This is a genomic window from Micromonospora tarensis, from assembly GCF_016803395.1.
Taxonomy (GTDB): domain Bacteria; phylum Actinomycetota; class Actinomycetes; order Mycobacteriales; family Micromonosporaceae; genus Micromonospora; species Micromonospora tarensis.
In genome coordinates, this window is record NZ_JAEVHL010000124.1 from 1 (window position 1) to 18,470 (window position 18,470).

Annotated in this window: 16 protein-coding genes and 2 pseudogenes; 7 read left to right on the top strand and 11 right to left on the bottom strand. The window is 69.9% G+C overall.

Going from position 1 to position 18,470, the window contains the following annotated elements:
* The 7 genes and pseudogenes from JM949_RS21805 to JM949_RS21830 all read right to left on the bottom strand — a co-directional run.
* A pseudogene (locus JM949_RS21805) lies at positions 1-1,257 on the bottom strand (RNA polymerase sigma factor); the annotation flags it as partial.
* A gap of 3 nt (positions 1,258-1,260) precedes the next feature.
* Entirely contained in the window at positions 1,261-1,662 is a 402-nt protein-coding gene (locus JM949_RS21810; RefSeq protein WP_203150231.1) for a YciI family protein, read from the bottom strand.
* Positions 1,663-1,767: 105 nt separating this feature from the next.
* On the bottom strand, positions 1,768-2,655 hold the full coding sequence (locus JM949_RS38630) for an alpha-galactosidase (protein WP_309232264.1): 888 nt from the start codon (positions 2,653-2,655) through the stop codon (positions 1,768-1,770).
* Positions 2,656-2,746: 91 nt separating this feature from the next.
* Positions 2,747-3,976 (bottom strand): annotated as a pseudogene (locus JM949_RS21815) (glycoside hydrolase family 36 N-terminal domain-containing protein); the annotation flags it as partial.
* Positions 3,973-4,887, bottom strand: coding sequence for a carbohydrate ABC transporter permease (locus tag JM949_RS21820; RefSeq protein ID WP_203150232.1), 915 nt, complete (start codon positions 4,885-4,887; stop codon positions 3,973-3,975). The gene JM949_RS21820 and the pseudogene JM949_RS21815, both read right to left, overlap by 4 nt.
* Positions 4,884-5,840: a carbohydrate ABC transporter permease gene (locus JM949_RS21825; protein WP_203150233.1), complete on the bottom strand. Its 957-nt coding sequence runs from the start codon at positions 5,838-5,840 to the stop codon at positions 4,884-4,886. Before JM949_RS21825 ends, JM949_RS21820 begins: the two co-directional genes overlap by 4 nt.
* 21 nt (positions 5,841-5,861) lie before the next feature.
* On the bottom strand, positions 5,862-7,190 hold the full coding sequence (locus JM949_RS21830) for an ABC transporter substrate-binding protein (protein WP_203150234.1): 1,329 nt from the start codon (positions 7,188-7,190) through the stop codon (positions 5,862-5,864).
* 283 nt (positions 7,191-7,473) lie between these two features.
* Between JM949_RS21830 and JM949_RS21835 the strand changes: the two genes are divergently transcribed.
* Positions 7,474-9,465, top strand: coding sequence for a beta-galactosidase (locus JM949_RS21835; protein WP_203150235.1), 1,992 nt, complete (start codon positions 7,474-7,476; stop codon positions 9,463-9,465).
* Between the two features lie 37 nt (positions 9,466-9,502).
* Positions 9,503-10,279, top strand: a complete 777-nt coding sequence (locus JM949_RS21840) for a DeoR/GlpR family DNA-binding transcription regulator (protein ID WP_112603873.1) — start codon at positions 9,503-9,505, stop codon at positions 10,277-10,279.
* A gap of 230 nt (positions 10,280-10,509) precedes the next feature.
* Here the strand turns inward: JM949_RS21840 and JM949_RS21845 are convergent, their stop codons facing one another.
* Positions 10,510-10,782, bottom strand: coding sequence for a DivIVA domain-containing protein (locus JM949_RS21845; protein WP_203150236.1), 273 nt, complete (start codon positions 10,780-10,782; stop codon positions 10,510-10,512).
* A gap of 335 nt (positions 10,783-11,117) precedes the next feature.
* Between JM949_RS21845 and JM949_RS21850 the strand changes: the two genes are divergently transcribed.
* Positions 11,118-11,987: a helix-turn-helix domain-containing protein gene (locus JM949_RS21850; RefSeq protein ID WP_203150237.1), complete on the top strand. Its 870-nt coding sequence runs from the start codon at positions 11,118-11,120 to the stop codon at positions 11,985-11,987.
* Positions 11,984-12,193 (top strand): DUF397 domain-containing protein, encoded by a 210-nt coding sequence (locus JM949_RS21855; RefSeq protein ID WP_203121056.1) that lies wholly within the window; start codon positions 11,984-11,986, stop codon positions 12,191-12,193. Before JM949_RS21850 ends, JM949_RS21855 begins: the two co-directional genes overlap by 4 nt.
* Here the strand turns inward: JM949_RS21855 and JM949_RS21860 are convergent.
* The gene (locus JM949_RS21860) at positions 12,190-12,804 is read right to left on the bottom strand and encodes a TetR/AcrR family transcriptional regulator (RefSeq protein WP_203150238.1); all 615 of its coding nucleotides are present in this window, start codon (positions 12,802-12,804) and stop codon (positions 12,190-12,192) included. The two genes, JM949_RS21855 and JM949_RS21860, sit on opposite strands and share 4 nt — an antisense overlap.
* A gap of 41 nt (positions 12,805-12,845) precedes the next feature.
* Here JM949_RS21860 and JM949_RS21865 point away from each other — a divergent pair, with 41 nt between their 5' ends.
* Together JM949_RS21865 and JM949_RS21870 are read left to right on the top strand one after the other, a co-directional pair.
* A complete protein-coding gene (locus tag JM949_RS21865; protein WP_203150239.1) occupies positions 12,846-14,015 on the top strand; it encodes a glycosyltransferase in 1,170 nt (389 codons plus the stop codon).
* A 190-nt stretch (positions 14,016-14,205) separates the two neighbouring features.
* The gene (locus JM949_RS21870; RefSeq protein WP_203150240.1) at positions 14,206-15,153 is read left to right on the top strand and encodes a sporulation protein; all 948 of its coding nucleotides are present in this window, start codon (positions 14,206-14,208) and stop codon (positions 15,151-15,153) included.
* Between the two features lie 65 nt (positions 15,154-15,218).
* Here the strand turns inward: JM949_RS21870 and JM949_RS21875 are convergent, their stop codons facing one another.
* Together JM949_RS21875 and JM949_RS37525 are read right to left on the bottom strand one after the other, a co-directional pair.
* Positions 15,219-15,596, bottom strand: a complete 378-nt coding sequence (locus JM949_RS21875; RefSeq protein WP_203150241.1) for a hypothetical protein — start codon at positions 15,594-15,596, stop codon at positions 15,219-15,221.
* 175 nt (positions 15,597-15,771) lie between these two features.
* Positions 15,772-17,814, bottom strand: a complete 2,043-nt coding sequence (locus JM949_RS37525; protein ID WP_309232265.1) for a glycerophosphodiester phosphodiesterase family protein — start codon at positions 17,812-17,814, stop codon at positions 15,772-15,774.
* A gap of 188 nt (positions 17,815-18,002) precedes the next feature.
* Between JM949_RS37525 and JM949_RS21890 the strand changes: the two genes are divergently transcribed.
* Positions 18,003-18,422: a hypothetical protein gene (locus tag JM949_RS21890; protein WP_203150242.1), complete on the top strand. Its 420-nt coding sequence runs from the start codon at positions 18,003-18,005 to the stop codon at positions 18,420-18,422.
* Positions 18,423-18,470: the final 48 nt, after the last annotated feature.

The window sequence follows — 18,470 nt, forward strand, 5'->3', positions numbered from 1 at the left end:
GTCGGCCCCGCCTCGGCGGCGAGTCGGGCCGCCCGCATGGTCAGGTAGAGCTGTTCCGGGCGACTGGCCCGTCCTCGCCGCGGCGGCCCGGTAGTCGAGGATCGCCTGGGCCCGGGTCGCCGGCCATCTCGTGCAGATGGGCGCGGGCGGCGGCCAGCCGGTGCTGGCCGGCCAGTTGCGGGTCGTCGGCGAGCGTGTCGAGGGCGGCCAGCCCGGCCGCCGGCCCGTGCACCATGGCGGTGGCCACAGCCCGGTTGAGGGCCACCACCGGGCTGCCGGCCAGGCGTTCCAGCACCTCGTAGAGCGCCAGGATCTGCGGCCAGTCGGTCTGCTCGGTGCTCGGCGCCTCGTCGTGCAGGGCGGCGATGGCGGCCTGCACCTGGTACGGGCCGACCGGCCCACGCGGCAGCGCCCGGGTGACCAGTGCGACGCCCTCCGCGATGGCCGCCGCGTCCCAGCGGGCGCGGTCCTGGTCGGCCAGCGAGATCAGCTCGCCGGAAGGCCCGGTCCGTGCCGGACCGCGTGCCTCGGTGAGCAGCATCAACGCCAGCAGCCCAGCCGACTCGCTGTCGTCGGGCAGCATCGTGTGCAGCGCGCGGGTCAACCGGATCGCCTCCGCCGCGAGGTCGACCCGGCGCAGGTCCGGGCCGGCGGTGCTGGTGTGCCCCTCGGTGAAGACCAGGTAGAGCACCTGCCGGACGACCGCCAGGCGGTCCGCCCGCTCGGTCGGCTCGGGCATCCGGAACGGCAGCTCGGAAGCCTTGATGCGCTGCTTGGCCCGGCTGATCCGCTGCGCCATGGTCGCCTCGGGCACCAGGAACGCGCGGGCGATCTCGGCGGTGCTCAGCCCGCCGACAGCGCGCAGGGTCAACGCCACAGCCGACGTCGGGGCAAGCGCCGGGTGGCAGCAGAGGAAGAGCAGGACCAGGGTGTCGTCCCGCTCGGCGGTCAACTCCTCATCGGCCGCGGGCGCGTACCGTTGGTCGTCTGGATCCTGCCGGGCGACCAGGTCCTCCCGGCGGCGGCGGGCCTGCTCACCGCGGACCAGTTCGATCATCCGGCGGTAGCGACCTGGATCAGCCAGCCACGGGGGTTCGCCGGCAGCCCCTCGGTCGGCCACTGGGTGGCGGCGGCCAGCAGCGCCTCCTGCACGGCGTCCTCGGCGGTGGCGAAGTCACCGAACCGGCGAGTGAGCACGCCGAGGACCTGCGGCGCCAACTCGCGCAGCAGGTCCTCGATGCGGGAATCGGTGCTCAGGCCTCACAACTCCTGTGCTGGAGCGGACATCACCGGGTGCACCTCGATCGGCATGTTCAGCGGTCGGCCGCCGGGGCCGGGTGCCGTGGAAATGTACGCCGCCAGCTCCACGGCCCGCTCGGGGCTCGCGCAGTCGACGATCCAGAAGCCGGCCAGGAACTCCTTCGTCTCGGCGAACGGGCCCTCGGTGACCACCGGCGCACCGCCGTCACCGGCGCGGACGATCCGGGCCTGCTGCGGGCCGCCGAGGCCCTGCCCGTCGACCCACTCACCGGCGGCGGTGAGCTTGTCGTTGACCTCGCCCATGAACGCGATGTGCGCCCGGATCTCCTCCGGGGTCCAGGTGTCGATGCTCGGGAAGTCAGTGCCGGCGGCGCTGAACTGCATCAGCAGCATGTACTTCATCGTCTCGCTCCTCACGACCGCGCACCATCGTCGGTGCTCTCACCCTGAGGTAGAAGCCGACGACACGGTTCTCGACACCCCGGCCGAGATTTTCCAAAAATCTTGTCAGTCGACGGCGTCGACCTCCAGCACCAGGCTCTGCTCCGGGTGCAGGGCGGGCAGCTGCACGCCCAGCCGGGCCAGCGCCGCCCCGCTGACTGTGACACCACCGGCCAGCCAGGTGGGCGCGGACCGGTCGATGGTCACCGGGGCCGGTACGTCGGCCACTGGCCGCACCCGGTAACGCCGGAGCGGGTCGAGGCCGGGCAGCCGGACCGCGCCCGGAACCTGCGTGACCGAGGTGGTCAGGCGGGCCACCGCGTACACCGCTCGGGTCTGGCCCGGGTCGACCACACCGTGCGCCCAGACGGCCGGGTCAGGGTGGTCGACCCGGACCACCCGGCCGGCGTGCAGCAGCGGGCGCAGCCGCTTGTGCAGCGCCACCCAGGCGGCCAGTTCGGTCTGCTCGGCGGCGCTGATCGAGGCGATGTCCCACTCGATGCCGTGGTGGCCGAAGAGCGCGGTCGCCGCCCGGAATCCCAGGTCGTGGACGCGGTTGGTGGTGTGCGAGCGTTCCGGGCCGACGTGGGTGCCGATCAGCTCCGGTGGCAGCAGCAGGCCCGTCCAACGCTGGATGCTGAGCCGCTCCAGGGCGTCGTTGCAGTCGCTGGCCCAGACCCGGTCGGTGCGCTCCAGGATGGCCAGGTCCACTCGGGCCCCGCCGGACGAGCAGCTCTCGATCTCCACGCCCGGGTGCCGTCCGCGCAACTCGTCGAACAGCCGGTAGACCGCCAGGGTCTGCCCGTGCACCCCGGGGCGGCCATCATGCCCGGCCTCGGTGAGGTCCCGGTTCTGGTCCCACTTGAGGTACCGGATGCCGGGGTGGTCGGTGAGCAGCGTGTCGAGGCGTTCCAGCACGTGGTCGTACGCCTCGGGGCGGCCCAGGTCGAGCACCTGCTGGTGACGCCAGGCCGGCGGCAGCCGCCCCCGGCACGGTGAGCAACCAGTCGCGGTGCGCGCGGAACAGGTCCGAGTTGGGGTTGACCATTTCCGGCTCGACCCAGAGACCGAACTGGAGGCCCTGGCCGGTCACGTGGTCGATCAGCGGTTGTAGGCCGTCCGGCCAGACGCCCTCGTCGACGTACCAGTCGCCGAGTCCGGCGGTGTCGTCGCGCCGGCCGCGGAACCAGCCGTCGTCGAGCACGAACCGCTCCACGCCGAGCTGCGCGGCCCGGTCGGCGAGCCCTCGCAGACGGTCCAGGTCGTGGTCGAAGTAGACCGCCTCCCAGACGTTGAGGGTCACCGGGCGCGGGGAGCGCGGGTGCTCGGGGCGGGCCCGGAGGTGCGTGTGCAGCACGTCGCTGAGCCCGTCCAGCCCGGTGTCCGACCAGACCGCGTAGAGCAGCGGAGTGTCGTACCACTCGCCGGGGGCCAGCCGGATCTCGCCGGGGGCCAGCAACTCCCCGCCACCGAGGGTCGACTCGCCGGTGGGTCGGCGCTCGGCGACGGTGACGTGGTCACCGCTCCACGCGGTGTGCACCGCCCAGACCTCGCCGTGGCCGAAGCCGAACCCGGCGGTGCCGGCCACCAGCAGCAGCGTGGCGTCGTGCCCGGTGCGGCCGTGTCGCCCCTCGCGGACCCAGGCGCCGTGCGGCCACGGGTGCCGCTGCGGGGACCGTTCCCGACACCATCGGCCGGTCAGGTCGAGCAGCTCCGTGGCGACCGCCGGCACCGGCAGCACCGGCGTCAGCTCCCGCAGCTCGTACACGCTGTCGCCGTCGTTGCGCAGCCGGTGCCGAACGGTCAGCAGACCGTACGGGTCGAGGGTGATCTCGATGGTCACTGTCAGCCCGGCGGCCTGGTCCGAGGCCCGCACCGTCAGCAGCGCCGCGCCGGGCCCGCCGTGCCCACCGTCGGCCGGGAGTACGGCCACCACCTCCCCGCCCGCAGCCAGGTGGCCCGGGTCGGGGCCGATGTCGCGCACGTCCAACCCGTCGAGGCGGAAGGAGGTGGACCAGTCTCGTCCGTCGCGGTGCCCGGCCAACCCCGGTCGGCCGCTCCAGCCGGCGCTCGCCTCGGGCAGCAGGGACAGCACGATCGGCTCGTCGAAGCTGCTCGGCACCACCGGCGGTACGGTCGCGTCGGTGAGCTGGCGCAGCCCGTCGTCGTCGAGGTCGCCGATGTCGCCGCCCCAGTGCACGACCCGGGGCAGCCCCGGGCCGCGCGCGTCGAGCACCAGGCTGGTCCGCGCGCGGCGCAGGTGCAGGATGGTCATCCTTTGGAGGCTCCCAAGGTCAGGCCCCGAACGAAGTGCCGCTGGAGCATAAAGAAGATCACCAGGGTGGGGATCGCGACGAGCACGCTGCCCGCCGAGACCAGGTTGTTGTCGGTGAAGAACTCACCGCGCAGGTTGTTCAGCGAGCTGGTCACCGGGAACTTGTCGCCGGTGCGCATGAGGACGGTGGCCCAGAAGAACTCGTTGTAGATCCAGGTCACCTCCAGCGTCGCCAGCGCGGCCAGGGCCGGCCGGCACAGCGGCATGGTGACCTGCCAGTACTGTCGCCAGATGCTCGCGCCGTCGACCATGGCCGCCTCGTACAGGTCACGGGGCAGGGCCTTCATGTAGTTGCTGAGCACGAAGACGCAGAATCCACACTGGAAGGCCACGTTGATCAGGATCAGGCCCCAGTAGCTGTCGTAGAGCAGCTCCGAGTCGCTCATGAACTCCGGCAGTGGCACCTCGGTGAACAGCCGGAACAGCGGGATGAGCAGCGCCTGCTGGGGCAGCAGGTTGGCTGCGGTGAACACCCCGAGCAGGACGAGGTTGAGCTTCCAGCTGAACCGGGCGATGACGAACGCCACGCAGGAGGCGAGGAAGAGGGTGAGCAGCACCGCCGGCACGGTGATGTACACCGAGTTGAGGAAGTGCTGGCCGAACTCCGCGGTCCGCCAGGCGGTGACGTAGTTGTCGATCGTCCAGCCGCCGAACGAGACGTACCCGTTGGCGGCGGTGTAGTCGTACGAGCGCAGCGAGGTCAGCACCGCCCAGGCGATCGGGAAGAGCCAGGCCAGCGAGACGGCGATGAGGAAGCCGTGCAGCAGCATCCGCAACGGGGTCAGCTTGCGGCGGCGTGGCGGCGCGTCGGGTCCACCCTCGGTACGCCGGGTAATGGTCGCGGTGCTCATTCCCGGTTCTCCCTCATCACGGTCGCCAGGTAGATGGTGATGAAGATCAGCGAGACGACCAGCATGATCGTCGCCAGTGCCGACCCGAAGCCGATCCGGCTCGCCTCGCCCACCACGTTCTGGGTCACCAGCGCGGAGATCAGCTCCAGCCCGTTGCGGCCCTTGTTGACCACCCAGACCAGGTCGAACGCGCGCAGCGACTCGATCACGGTCACCACCAGCACGATGATGTTGATGGGCCGCATGACCGGGAACACGACCCGGAAGAACGCCCGTCGCTCCGAGGCGCCGTCGACCGCCGCGGCCTCGCGCAACGATGGATCGACGCCCTTCAGACCGGCCAGGTAGAGCAGCATGATGTACCCGACGTGCCGCCACCCGGAGGCGATCATCACCGCCCAGATGTTGACGTTCGAGTCGCCGTACCAGTCGATGTTGCTGCCGAAGACGGCGTTGATCAGGCCCTGGTCCCGGGAGTAGAGCAGCTGCCAGACGAAGCCGATGAGCGCCAGCGAGAGCACCACCGGCAGGTAGAGCGCCGTCTGGTAGAAGCGGCTGCCGCGCAGCTCCTTGTCCAACAGCACGGCCAGGAACATGCCGAACGGGGTGGCGACCACGAAGAGCGCCGCCAGCCAGAGCAGGTTGTGTTGGACCGCCGGCACGAACGGCGGGTAGATGTTCACCACGTCGCTGTAGTTGCGCGCGCCGACGAACTCGATCTCGTTGAGGGGACCGATGCCGTCCCAGTTGGTGGCGGAGAGCAGCACTGTGGCCGCCGCCGGCAACCAGACGAAGCCGGTGACGAGCAGCAGCGGGACGAGCACCATCAGCGTGATGACCACGCGGTCGGTGCGGGACAGGAGCCGTAGCCGCCGGCGACGACCACCCGTGGAGGTGGTCGTGGCCGGCGGCGGCACGGCGCGATCCGCTTGGATCAGGGGCAGGTCGGACACGATGTCCTCCCCCTTCCGCCGTCAGTCAGTAAAGATCGACTTTTTCTGGTTCTCGATGGACGAGGTGAGCCCGCCGATGTCCTTGGGGTTCTTGATGAACTGCTGGAGCGCCGGGATGATCACCGTCGAGGCGAAGTCCGGCCGGGTGTCCCGGTCGAGGAACTGGGCGATCTCGGTGGCCGACCCGACCAGTTCGGCGGCCTTCTTCTGCAGGGCGGTGTAGCCGCCGACGTCGGCGCCGGTGTTGGCGACCAGGGTGGCCGGGTCACTCTTGACGGTGATGTTCGCGGCGTTCTTGCCACCGAAGTACTCCAGCAGCTTGCGCGCGTTGTCCTCGTTCTTGGGCTTGCGCGCCATCATGTAGCCGTCGATCGGGGCGTCCAGCGCCTTGGCGCCGATGGCCGGGTCGATCTCGGGGAAGGTGAAGAAGTCGAGGTCGCTCTGCTCCTCGTTGCTGAACTGCTGACCGACGAAGAGGCCGAGCAGGTACATGCCGCTCTTCTTCTGCTGCAACGACTGCGCGGCCTCCTGCCAGGTGCGGCCGAGGCTGTCCGGCTGGTGCAGGGGGAGCAGGCCGGCCCAGGTGTCGAAGACCTTCTTGACCTTGTCGGAGGTCCAGGCCTCCTTGCCGGCCATCAGGTCGATGTGGAACTGGTAGCCGTTGATGCGCAGGTTGAGGATGTCGAAGGTGCCCATCGCCGGCCAGCCGTCCTTGTCGGCGAAGGCGATGGGGGTGAGGCCGTCCCTCTTCATCTGTGCGCCGAGCGCGGTGAACTGGTCCAGGGTGGTGGGCACCTGGTAGCCGCGCTGCTGCCACACCGACTTGCGGTAAAAGACCGCCCACGGGTAGTACGTCGCCGGTACGAAGTACTGCTTGCCGTCGTCGCCGGTGGATGCCTTCTTGAAGGCGTCGGAGTAGCCGGAGAGCTTGCTCCACACGTCGCTGATGTCGCTGGCCAGGCCCTTCTGCGCGAAGAAGCGCATCCGGTAGCCGGCGAACCAGGTGAACACGTCGTCCGGCTTGCCCTGTAGGTAATTGTTGATGTTCTCCTGGAACGTGTTGTGGTCGACCGTGTTCACCGCGACCTGCACCCCGGACGAGGTCTTGAAGCCGTCGGTGACCTTGACGAGGACGTCCTTCGGCTTCGGGTCGGACTGGTTCGAGCCGAGCGACACGTCCTTGCTGGACCCCCCGGAGTCGGAGTCGTCGCCGCAGCCGGCGAGCAGGCCGGTGCCGAGCAGCGTGCCCGTGCCGGCCGCGCCGGCCAGCAACGATCGTCGGTTGAGGCCGGCGACTGAGGGCGGTACGAGCCGAGCGAGGTACTCGGCTTGGGATTGGGGACGGGACATCTGTGCCTCCTGCGGATGAAGAGGTGCTACGCCCAAGGGCCGTCAGGGTGGTGAAGGCAGGTCCGGCGTCGTGATCGCACATTGAGATCCACCGAGAATCCACATTGGCGAACACGAACGGCCATTGGGGCCTCAAGCTACCCTTCAGTCGAGCGCTGTCAAGAGGGCTGTTCGCCTCTAATAACCCAGTCGTGACACGGCCGTTATCTGGTAAACGTTGGAAAGAACCTCGATGTTGGAACCTGTTGACTTCCGTGGGCCAGCGGGTGCACCCTCAGCTGTCATGCGGCGATGGCAGGGTGAAGGCATCTATTTCGGCGGCGACTACAACCCCGAGCAGTGGCCCGAGGAGACCTGGTCGCAGGACGTCGACCTGATGCGACAGGCCGGGGTCAACCTGGTCTCCGTCGGCATCTTCTCCTGGGCGCTGCTGGAGCCCAGCCCGGGGCGGTTCGAGTTCGGCTGGCTGGACCGGGTGCTGGACCTGCTGCACGACGGTGGCATCCAGGTCGACCTGGCCACCGCCACGGCCAGCCCGCCGCCGTGGTTGGCCCGCGCGTACCCGGAGACACTGCCCCGCCGGGCCGACGGCGCGATCCTCTGGCCCGGGGGACGACAGGCGTACTGCCCCAGCTCGCCCGTGTTCCGGGAGCGGTCGCTGGAGCTGGTGCGCGCGGTCGCCGGCCGGTACGCCGAGCATCCCGCCGTGGTCATGTGGCACGTCTCCAACGAGCTGGGCTGCCACAACGTGCACTGCTACTGCGACGTCAGCGCCGAGGCGTTCCGCCGCTGGCTGCGCGAGCGCTACGGCGACCTGGACCGGCTCAACGACGCCTGGGGCACCGCGTTCTGGAGTCAGCGCTACGGCGACTGGGCCGAGATCAACCCGCCGCGCACCGCGCCGACCTTCGCCAACCCCACGCAGCAGTTGGACTTCCTGCGGTTCTCCTCCGACGAGCAGCGCTCCCAACTACGCGTCGAGCGCGAGGTGCTGCGGACGTTGGTCCGGCAGCCGGTCACCACCAACTTCATGATCGGCTTGGGCGTCAAGCACATGGACTACCACTCCTGGGCCTCCGATGTGGACCTGGTGTCCAACGACCACTACCTGACCGCGGCCGACCCGCGGGCACACCTCGGGCTCGCCCTCGCCGCCGACCACACCCGGGGTGTCGCCGGCGGCAATCCCTGGCTGCTGATGGAGCACTCCACAAGCGCGGTGAACTGGCAGCCCCGCAACGTGGCCAAGCTGCCCGGGCAGCTTCGCCGCAACAGCCTCGCGCACGTCGCCCGCGGCGCCGACGGGGTGCTCTTCTTCCAGTGGCGTGCCTCCCGGGCCGGCGCCGAGAAGTTCCACTCCGCGCTGGTGCCGCACGCCGGGCCGGACACCAAGGTGTTCCGCGAGGTCTGCCAGCTCGGCGCGGACCTCAAGGCGCTCGCCGAGGTACGCGGTAGTCGGGTGGACGCCGACGTGGCGATCCTGTTCGACTGGGAGGCGTGGTGGGGTGTCGAGTTGGATTCCCACCCGAGCGCCGATGTCACCTATGCCGACCGGCTGAACGCCCTGTACGGCTCGCTCTGGCGGGCCGGCGTGACCGCCGACATCGTCCACCCGTCGGCCGACCTCAGCGGCTACCGGCTGGTCCTGGCGCCGACCCTCTACCTGGTCCGGGACGCCGACGTCGAGGCGCTGCACCGCTACGTCGAGAGCGGCGGCACGGCGGCGGTCACCTACTTCAGCGGCATCGTCGACGCGAACGACCACATCCGCCTCGGCGGCTACCCGGGCGCGTTCCGGGAGCTGCTCGGCGTCCGGACCGAGGAGTTCTTCCCGCTGCGCGAGGGCGAGCGGGTCCACCTCGACGACGGCAGCACCGCCGACGTGTGGACCGAGTGGGTGCACCCGGACGGCGCCGAGGTGCTCGCGTCGTACACCGACGGGCCCTTGCCGGGCGTGCCGGCGCTGACCCGGCACCCGGTGGGCGAGGGCGCCGCCTGGTATGTCGGGACCCGGTTGGACGACCCGGCCACGGACAAGCTGTTGGCCCGGCTGCTCGCCGAGGCCGGCGTTCGCCCGGCGGCGTCGGCGCCGTCCGGGGTGGAGGTGGTCCGCCGCCGCGACGGCGACCGGACCTGGCTGTTCGCGATCAACCACACCGACACCGAGGTACGCCTGCCGGCGCACGGCGTCGAGCTGCTGACTGGCGCACCATGTGCCGGTGAGCTGACGCTGCTTCCCGGTGAGGTGGCTGTCATCCGTGAGGATCGGGTTTGATCCGCATGACTTTCACGGCCCGAAGGAGGTTCCCCAGATGCTCGCCCAGCAGCGGCAGACCGCCATCCTCGATCTGATCCGCCAACGCGGCGGGGTGCGGGTGAGTCACCTGGTCAGCCGGTTCGGCGTGTCCGACATGACGATCCGGCGTGACCTGGAGGTGTTGGCCGAGCGCGGCCTGGTCGACAAGGTGCACGGCGGCGCGACGCTCGCCGGGCCGGGCTCCGCCGAGGAACCCGGTTTCGCGGCGAAGTCGATCCGCCAGCAGGCGGAGAAGCGGGCCATCGCCGAGCGGGCGGCGACAATGGTGGAGCCGGGGATGGCCATCGCGCTCTCCGCCGGCACCACCACCGCCGCGCTGGCCACGCTCCTCTCCGACGTACGCGGGCTGACCGTGGTGACCAACTCGATCCCGGTGGCCGACGCGCTCTACCAGAACCCGCGCGCCGACCAGACCGTCGTGTTGACCGGTGGCATCCGCACCCCGTCGGACGCGTTGACCGGGCCGGTGGCCGAGGCGGCGATCAGCGCGCTCAACGTCGACCTGCTGTTCCTCGGTGTGCACGGCCTCAGCCCACGGACCGGGTTCACCACGCCCAACCTGCTGGAAGCCGGGGTCAACCGGTGCCTCATCGGCGCGGCCCGCCGACTCGTGGTGCTCGCCGACCACACCAAGTGGGAGACGATCGGCATCGCCACCATCGCCCCACTGGAGGCCGCCGACGTGCTGATCACCGACCGTGGGCTGCCGCCCGAGGCCCGCACCACGATCGGCGAGCAGGTCGGCGAGCTCGTCATCGTCGAGCCTGACTGAGGGTCGTACGTGCTGCGCGTCCTCGACCGAGACGGTGGTGCCGCCGACGTCTACCTGCGGCGTAGAGGCCAGCGAGCGGGCGAGCGTCCGCGCCAGGTCCAATGCCCCGGCCAGGTCGGTGACCGCCACCGGCACATGGATCACATGCCGAGGCATCTCCGTGTACGCCTCGACGGCGAACCGCGGCAACGGCGTGAAAAGCCCGCTGTACTGGTGCTCCCATCCAGGGCTCACGACTGACGCCGCTCGGACCAGGCGCTCTGCCAGTCGCGCAGCGCGCGCTTGACCCGGGCGTTCTCCTCGGTGAGCCGAGCCACATCGTGGTGCAGCGTCACCAGGTCGAGCGCGATGCGGTGCAGGAAACGTCGTACCTCAGTGGGATCCAGGCCCCGTCGGCCGAAACCGACGACGGTGAACTGCCGGTCGCGGACCTGACTCGGGTGCAGCCGAGCCAGCCGAGCCCCGCCGTGGAACGTGCCGTCGTAGAGCGTGCCTCGGGTCATTCATCACCTCGCGCGTCGTCGACCGATGGGCGGGTCAGGGTCGCGAAGGCGCCCTTTGCCGTGGTAGGTATTCGTTCAAGTCGGTTCGGAGCCGGGATTCGCACATCCCGACGCTCCAGTTGAGACCCGACGAGAGCCGGTATGCGCCTGCCACTCGCGAGGCCGACTCTCGTCACCTTCTCGGCTGTTGGCACAGCCGCGGTTGCCGTGTTTGCACCGGGCGTCCCCGGGGGCCGGCGATCACCTCACCCGAAGGCCACGTTTCCAGTGGCGTCGGTATTGGTGCAACGACACCAACAAAATTCGTCGTGAGGGTCCGCGAGGAGAGGGGCACCATGCCCGCCAGGCGTGAATCGTTCGTGCAGACATTGCGTGCCCAATGGCTCGGTCAGCAGATGCGGCAGCTACGGGAGCGACGCGGCATCACTCTCAAGCAGGCCGCCGAGTTCCTGGAGCGCGATTTTTCGTCCATCGCCCGCTGGGAGCGCGCCGAGTGGCCGTTCCGGCGTGGCGTCGTCGTGTCGCTGCTCGATCTCTACGGCGAGCACGACGGGCGCGAGCGGAACCGCTTCATCCAGCTCGCCGAGGATGCGTGGCGAACGGATCGGTGGGACGACGACTATGACGAGTTGGTTGACGCCTCATTCATCGATTTCCCCTGGCTGGAGAGCAGGGCGGAACGCATCTACTCCTGGGATGCCTTTCTCATGCCGGGCCTCATGCAGACGCCCGCTTACGCGGAGGCGGTGATTCGTAACGCGGAGGGGGAGGACGCGACAGATTTCTCGGTCGGCAAGTGGCTACAGCTCAGGATCGACCGCCAACGTGTGCTCAGGCGGAACCCGACTGTGCGGGTGGCGGCGATCATCGATGAAAGCGTACTGCGCCGACCCGTTGGTGGCCCTGCCGTGATGCGCGGCCAACTCCACCACCTGGGCGACCTGATGAGGCAGCCGAACATCGATATCCGCGTGCTGCCATCAAGGGTGGGGCTGCACGCCGGTCTCGATGGTTCGTTCGTACTCTTCGGGATGCCCAAGCCATACCCGGAGGTCGCCTATGCCGAGACACTGGGCGGGCGCCGTTTCATGGAATCTCCAACGTCAAAGCGCTACGCGCTTGCGTACGATCGGCTTCGTGATGTCGCGTTGGATCGGCGCGAGGCGGCCGAGCTGATCGCGGAGATCAAGGAGGAGTTGCCATGAGTGAAGCCTTACCTGCGGTGGCCTGGCACGTCAGCACCCGGAGCAATAGCAACGGTGGTAGCTGTGTCGAGGCGGGGCCGGTCCTGGATGGTTCGCGTCGAGTGGCGGTGCGCGACAGCAAGGATCGCGCGGCGGCAACCCTCGTCTACCCCGTCGAAGGGTGGACCGCGTTCGTCCTCGGAATCAAGGACGGAGAGTTCGGCTAGGGCTGGAGAAGTGCCTCGGTGGCCCGGTCGACCAGCCAGCGCTCGGCCTCGTCGTACGACCAGCCACCCTCGTCGACGAGCTGTGGCCAGGAGTGCAGCCCGAAGTAGAACCAGAGCACCTGGGTGGCCTGTTCGACGGTGAGGCCCGGACGTAGGGCGGACAGTTCGTCGAGGCGTACCGCGCCGACCCGTAGCGCCTGCCGGTACGCCGCCGCGCCGTCACGCGCCGCGTTCGCCGCGCTCGCCGTCATGCCCGGCGCCGCCCTCATCAGTTGGATCGTGTGCGGGCGGCTCTGGTGGCCGTACCGTGTCCCGGCGCCGATCAGCCGCACGACCTCGCCGGGGTCGGCGGCGACCGCGATGGCCGCCACGTTCTGCGCGGTCTCCGGGTCGTTCACGCCCGCCTCGATGAGCGCCCGCAGCAGCGTCGGCTTGCCGCCGACGCTGGTGTAGACGGTCGCCACGGCAACCCGGGCGCGGGCGGCGATGTCGTTGACCGTCGTGGCGGCGTACCCCTGGGTGATGAACAGGTCCTGCGCCGCATCCAAAATCAACTGCCGCGTTTGCTCGGCGCTCTCCTGGCGCCGACTGGCGCGGGTTTGAGCAGCCACCAGGGCACTCTACCGGCCCATCTCGTCAGAAGGGTATTCTGATGAGCATGCGAGTCCTCTTCTCGAATGTGCCGTCTTTCGGGCACTTCCTCCCGCTTCTGCCCCTGATCCGCGCGTTCCGGCGTCAAGGCCACGACGTTGCCGTGGTGACCGCTGCGGGCATGACCCCGCTCCTCGCTCCCGAGGGCATCGAGCTGCTGCCGGCTGGCCCCATGCCGGATGTCCTCTTCGCCGAGGTGGGGCGAAAGCTGGGCATCAACCCCGCGACCGAGCCGATCCCGGAGGCGGTCGCCGAGTTCTTCGCCGGGGTCCGGGTCGACCTCACCGCCGACGAGGCGTTCGCGCAGGCGAAGAGCTGGCGGCCGGATCTGATCGTCAACGAGATGCTCGACTTCGTGGGGCCGCTGGTCGCCGCCGGTCTCGATGTACCGCTGGCCACCCTCGCCTTCGGTCCGGCGGTGCCGGCCGAGTTCACCGACCCGCTGATCGCGGTGGTCCGCTCCCGCTACGAGGAGCGCGGGTTGCCCGCGCCGCAGCGCGTCCAGACCGGGCGGTGGCTGCTGGACACCTGCCCACCGGGGCTGCAGTTCGAGGGCTTCGCCGTACCGCAGGGGGTGGAGCGGATCGCGCTGCGGCCGGAACCGCACCAGGCGCCCGACGCTTCGACGGGCGCGCACACGCCGCCGGCCGGCGGGCGTCCCCGGGTGCTGGTCAGCTTCGGTACGGTCTTTGCCGACCCCGCCGTGGTCGGCCCGCTGCTGGGCGCCCTCACCGACGTCGACGTCGACGTGCTGGCCACGCTCGGCCTCGACGGCAAGCCGGAGGACTACCAGCTCGACTCGGAGCGGGTGGAGTTCAGCCCCTTCGTGCCGCTGGCCCAGTTGCTGGAGAACGTCAGCGCGGTCATCACCCACGGCGGCGCCGGCACCACCCTCGGCACGCTGGCCCGTGGCGTCCCGATGGTGGTCGTACCCCAGGGCGCCGACCAGTTCATCCAGGCGGACCGGGTCGCCGCGTCCGGAGCGGGTCTTGCACTGATGCCCGGGCAGGCCGACCCGGCCGCCATCGCGGCGGCACTGCGCCGACTGCTCGACGAGCCGACGTTCACCGAGGCGGCTCGCCGGATCGGCGCCGAGGTCGCCACGATGCCGTCGCCCGACGAGGTCGCCGAACGGCTGCGCGCCGAGGTGATCGGCCAAGGCCAGGGCTGATCGACTCGGGTTCGCTGAAATCGGGGTGTCCTGGTCGTTGGGACACCCCGACTTTCATGAACCGGAGTCAATCAACGGACGCCGGCCGTCCGGGCGCTTCACAGCCACCTCACAGGGGTGCTGGATAGGGTGCCGGTCGAGTCAACGTCCGACTCCAGCCTGGAGCGGTCGGCGTCGCACAGGAGTTCCGATGGTCTTCAAGAAGATGTTGAGCGCGTTCGGTGTGGGCGGCCCCAGTGTGGACACCGTGCTGACCAACCCCAACACCCGGCCTGGCCTGACCCTCGACGGGCAGGTCAACCTCGTCGGCGGCGACGCCCCGGCGGCCATCGAGCAGGTGGTGATCGGGCTGGTGACGCGGGTCGAGGTCGAGGGTCACGACACCGAGTACGCGGGCACCATGGAGTTTCACCGGATGGCGGTGAGCGGTGCGTTCGAACTCGCCCCGAAGCAGCAGCTGTCGATCCCGTTCCAGCTGCCGGTGCCGTGGGAGACCCCGATCACCGACGTGTACGGGCAGCGCCTGCACGGCATGACGATGGGTCTGCGCACCGAGTTGGCGATCGCCCGCGCGGTCGACAAGAGCGACCTGGACCAGGTGGCGGTGCACCCGCTGCCGGTGCACGAGCGGATCCTGGAGGCGTTCCAGCGCCTCGGTTTCGGGTTCAAGCACGCCGACCTGGAGCGTGGTCACATCCGGGGCGTGCAGCAGACGCTGCCGTTCTACCAGGAGATCGAGTTCTTCGCCTCCCCGCAGTATTCGAGCACGATCCGGGAGGTCGAGCTGACCTTCGTGACCAGCCAGCGCGGCGTGGAGGTCATCCTGGAGTGCGACAAGCGCGGTGGGTTCCTCAGCGCCGGGCACGACGCGTTCGGTCGCTACCAGGTGGCGCACGCCGACGTCGACCGCGTCGACTGGGCGCAGGTCGTCGACGGCTGGCTGCGGGAGACGACGTCCCGCTACGGCACCCTGCGCTCGCAGTACGGCCCGAGCCACGGTCATGGTCACAGCCGTGGCCACGGCATGGGCGGCATGGTGGCCGGTGCGGCGCTCGGCGTCGCCGGCGGCATGATCGCCGGCGAGATGATCGAGGACGCGTTCGAGGGCGACTTCGGCGACTTCGGCGGCGACGAGTAGACATGGACACGACGACGGTGGCCTCCGGGAGGTTCTCCCGGAGGCCACTGTGCGCTGTGCACCGGTCAGTGCCGGGCCTTGCGCTCCTCGCCGCTGCGCCAGTTGCTGCCGGCCTTCGCGAGGCCACGGCTACCGAGGTAGCCCAGCGTCAGCAGGGTGATCAGGAACCAGGCGTTGTCGGCCCGGAAGATGTCCACCCCAGCGGTGTTCCGACCCACGACCTGCGACGCGCCCAGTACGGCGGCCACCGCGATCAGGTAGATCCAGAACTCGGTGGTCTTGAACGCCTGCTTGGTTTCCGTACCGGGTGCCTGCAGGTCGTTGCGACGCCCGTCGTGCATGACCGGCATCTGCTGGGTCTGCATGTCCCGCGTCTGAGCGGGATTCTGCGGGTCGTTCATGGGCCGGTTCGTCGGCCGGGTGGAAGCAGCCTGCGTGCTCATCTGGTCCTCCTCAGGATGCGATGAGTCGTACCTGCTCTCCCTCGCCCCGCTACCGCGTGTCGGCCACGGTGCGGTTCGCTTTCGTGGCGGGGACAACCCCCGACTACCCGACCCCGCCGAGCAGGTAACACCGATCGCCGCCGGAAAATCCGGCCGGCGATCGGGTGCCCGGTGGTCAGCGCAGGCCGTTGCGGATCGCCACGCTCACCAGCAGGTCCGGGTCGTCGGTGATGATGCCATCGACGCCGAGGTCGATGACCCGCTGCATGACCGCCGCGTCATCGACGGTGTACGGGATCACCTTCAGGTGGTCACGGGTCTGCAGGGTCCGGACGTCCGGTCCGTGGAAGTATGCCGGGTTCTCCCGCAGGTACCAGTCGGTCGAGGCGACGGTGCCCTGCTTCGGGTCATGCACCTGCCAGTTGGCCGACACCGTGCCCGCACCTGCGGCCCGGGTCAGCTTGCCCAGGTCCTGGTACTTCCACCAGTCCAACCCACCGGTCCACGGGCTCTTGATCAGCGGGTTGCCGTACACCGCCTGGAGCGAGCACTCGTCCGCGACGGTCGCGCACTCGGCCGGGCCGTACTGCCAGACCAGGGCGACAGTGCCGATCCGCCGGTCGAGCTGCCGGGCGTAGGTGATGGTGCGCCAGTCGAACGACTGGATGGTGGCCCGGCTGGTGAAGCCGGCCCGCTGGATCGCGTCGACCAGCTTGCGGGTGAAGCTGCGGTACGGCTCGGTGTCGTTCACCACCGGGCTGATCTTCGTCTCGATGTTCATTCCGATGTCGGTACGCCCACTCGCCTTCACCAGGGCGAAGACCTCGTCCAGGGTCGGGATCCGGGCACCGGGAGCGGGCACCTGGGCGGGCAGCTCGGGCAGCGTCCTCGTGCCGCAGTCGACGGTTTTGAGCTGCGCCAGGGTCAGCTCGTGCACAGGCTTGCCCACGTACGGGAACTTCCGGTCTCCCGGGCGCACCGGGGCGGTGTCGACGCAGTGCGACCCGTTCACGGTGCGATCGTGCAGCACCACGAGCTTGCCGTCGGCGGTCACGTTGGTGTCCAGCTCCAGGGTGGAGATGGCCCGGTTGGCCAGCGCGTTCGCGAACGCCGGCAGGGTGTTCTCCGGGTGGGTGGCCCGACCGCCACGGTGCGCCTGGATGTCGAACGGCGCGGTGTACGCCTTCGGCAGCCGGTAGCCGCGCTGCGCCAGCAGGCCGCGCAACCGGTCCGGGTAGTCGGTGATGAGGCCGTCCACGCCGTCGTCGATCAGCTTGGCCATGGTCGGCAGGTCGTCTACCGTCCACGGGATCACCTTGATCCCGTAGCGGTGCGCCCGCGCGACCATCTCCTTCGTCACGTACGGCTGGTAGCCCGGCTCGGTGACCGTGCCGTTCTGCGGCATGCCGTGCACCGGCGAGAAGGCGCTGGCGCCGAAGCTGCGGATCGCCTTGATCGGGTCGCCGCCGAAGTCGTCGATGTCCAGCCCGCCCAGCCACGGCGAGGCGCCCGGTTGACCGGTCTGCAGGAAGTCGTAGTTGGTCAGGGCGACAAGCGGCAGTTTCGGCTCGACCTGGCGCATCCGCATCAGCGCGCCCCAGTCGAAGCTCTGGACGGTGACCTGCTTGAGCAGTCCGGCGGCGCGGACCTCGGCGGCGACGACCCGGACGAACTGCTCGCGGGGCGCGGTCTCGGTCGGCGCGCCGGCCTCCACCTTGGTCTCGACGTTGAGCGTCACGTCCTTCGCCTGATACCGGTTGACCAGCGCGAAGACCTCACGCAGCAGCGGCATCCGGGCACCCGGGACGGCCAACTGGCCGGGCTTGTCCGCCAGCGTCCTCGAGCCGCAGTCGAGCGTGCGGACCTGGGCCACTGTGAGCGTGTTGACGTACTTCCCGACGTACGGGAACTCCGGGTCACCGGGGTTCACCGGGGCGGTGTCGACGCACTTGGTGCCGGTGACCTTCCGGTCGTGGGTGACCACGGCCTGACCGTCCTCGGTGATCTGCACGTCCAGTTCGAGGGTGGTCACCCCGAGCTGGAGGGCGTTGCCGAAGGAGGCGAGGGTGTTCTCCACCCGCAGCCCGAGGCCGCCCCGGTGGGCCTGCACGTCGAATGTCCGGTCCGGTCGCGGCGTCGCCTGGGCGGGCACCGCGAGCCCGGTCGTCACCGTCGCGGCCACCAGGGCCGCGACGGCGGTACGGCGTACTGTGCGCACGCTATCCCCTCCTGCCGGCGGGCATCTCCCACCGGTCGCCGGACAGCATGGGCATCTCGGGCGGCGGGCAGGCGGCCGGTGGGCGGCGCGACGGTGAACCGCCGTGGACGACCTCCCGGTCACGCCGGGTTTGCTCGGCCGGTGGCCGGGCACGCAGTCAGTTCCACAGCTTCTGCGAGGTGATGGACGTGCGTGAGGACGACATGCGGCAGGACGCCGCCCGCGAGGCCGAGGATCGGATCGCCGGTGGCGTGTACGGCAAGGGCGCCCTCGACGAGGTGACGGTGCCCCGCACCGATGTGGAGAGCCAGATCCAGCGCGACGACCCGCTCGATCCGGCGGACGAACGGATCGATCCACGGGTGCTGCACGACGGTGGTCCCGTCGGCGGGCAGGGCGCGGTGACCACCACCGGTGGCACCGCCGGGCCGGCCAGCGTCCGCCGGGTCGCGCGGCAGCCGGAGCGACACCCGGGCACCGTCGCCCCGACCACCACCGGCGACGCCACCACCGGCGGCCTGAGCACCCCGATGGGCGGTGGCACCAGCGACCAGTCCACATCCGCGACCGGCCCGGCCAAGTCCGTCCAGGACACTTCCCCAGACTGACCCCGCCCCGCGCTCTGCGGATGATCATGGGGTTGACCTGACCGTAGG

Excerpts from the sequence above, each read along its gene's own strand:
- JM949_RS21810 (WP_203150231.1), bottom strand. The coding sequence starts at position 1,662 with ATGAAGTACATGCTGCTGATGCAGTTCAGCGCCGCCGGCACTGACTTC.
- JM949_RS21820 (WP_203150232.1), bottom strand. The coding sequence starts at position 4,887 with ATGAGCACCGCGACCATTACCCGGCGTACCGAGGGTGGACCCGACGCG.
- JM949_RS21830 (WP_203150234.1), bottom strand. The coding sequence starts at position 7,190 with ATGTCCCGTCCCCAATCCCAAGCCGAGTACCTCGCTCGGCTCGTACCG.
- JM949_RS21835 (WP_203150235.1), top strand. The coding sequence starts at position 7,474 with ATGCGGCGATGGCAGGGTGAAGGCATCTATTTCGGCGGCGACTACAAC.
- JM949_RS21840 (WP_112603873.1), top strand. The coding sequence starts at position 9,503 with ATGCTCGCCCAGCAGCGGCAGACCGCCATCCTCGATCTGATCCGCCAA.
- JM949_RS21845 (WP_203150236.1), bottom strand. The coding sequence starts at position 10,782 with ATGACCCGAGGCACGCTCTACGACGGCACGTTCCACGGCGGGGCTCGG.
- JM949_RS21850 (WP_203150237.1), top strand. The coding sequence starts at position 11,118 with ATGCCCGCCAGGCGTGAATCGTTCGTGCAGACATTGCGTGCCCAATGG.
- JM949_RS21855 (WP_203121056.1), top strand. The coding sequence starts at position 11,984 with ATGAGTGAAGCCTTACCTGCGGTGGCCTGGCACGTCAGCACCCGGAGC.
- JM949_RS21865 (WP_203150239.1), top strand. The coding sequence starts at position 12,846 with ATGAGCATGCGAGTCCTCTTCTCGAATGTGCCGTCTTTCGGGCACTTC.
- JM949_RS21870 (WP_203150240.1), top strand. The coding sequence starts at position 14,206 with ATGGTCTTCAAGAAGATGTTGAGCGCGTTCGGTGTGGGCGGCCCCAGT.
- JM949_RS21875 (WP_203150241.1), bottom strand. The coding sequence starts at position 15,596 with ATGAGCACGCAGGCTGCTTCCACCCGGCCGACGAACCGGCCCATGAAC.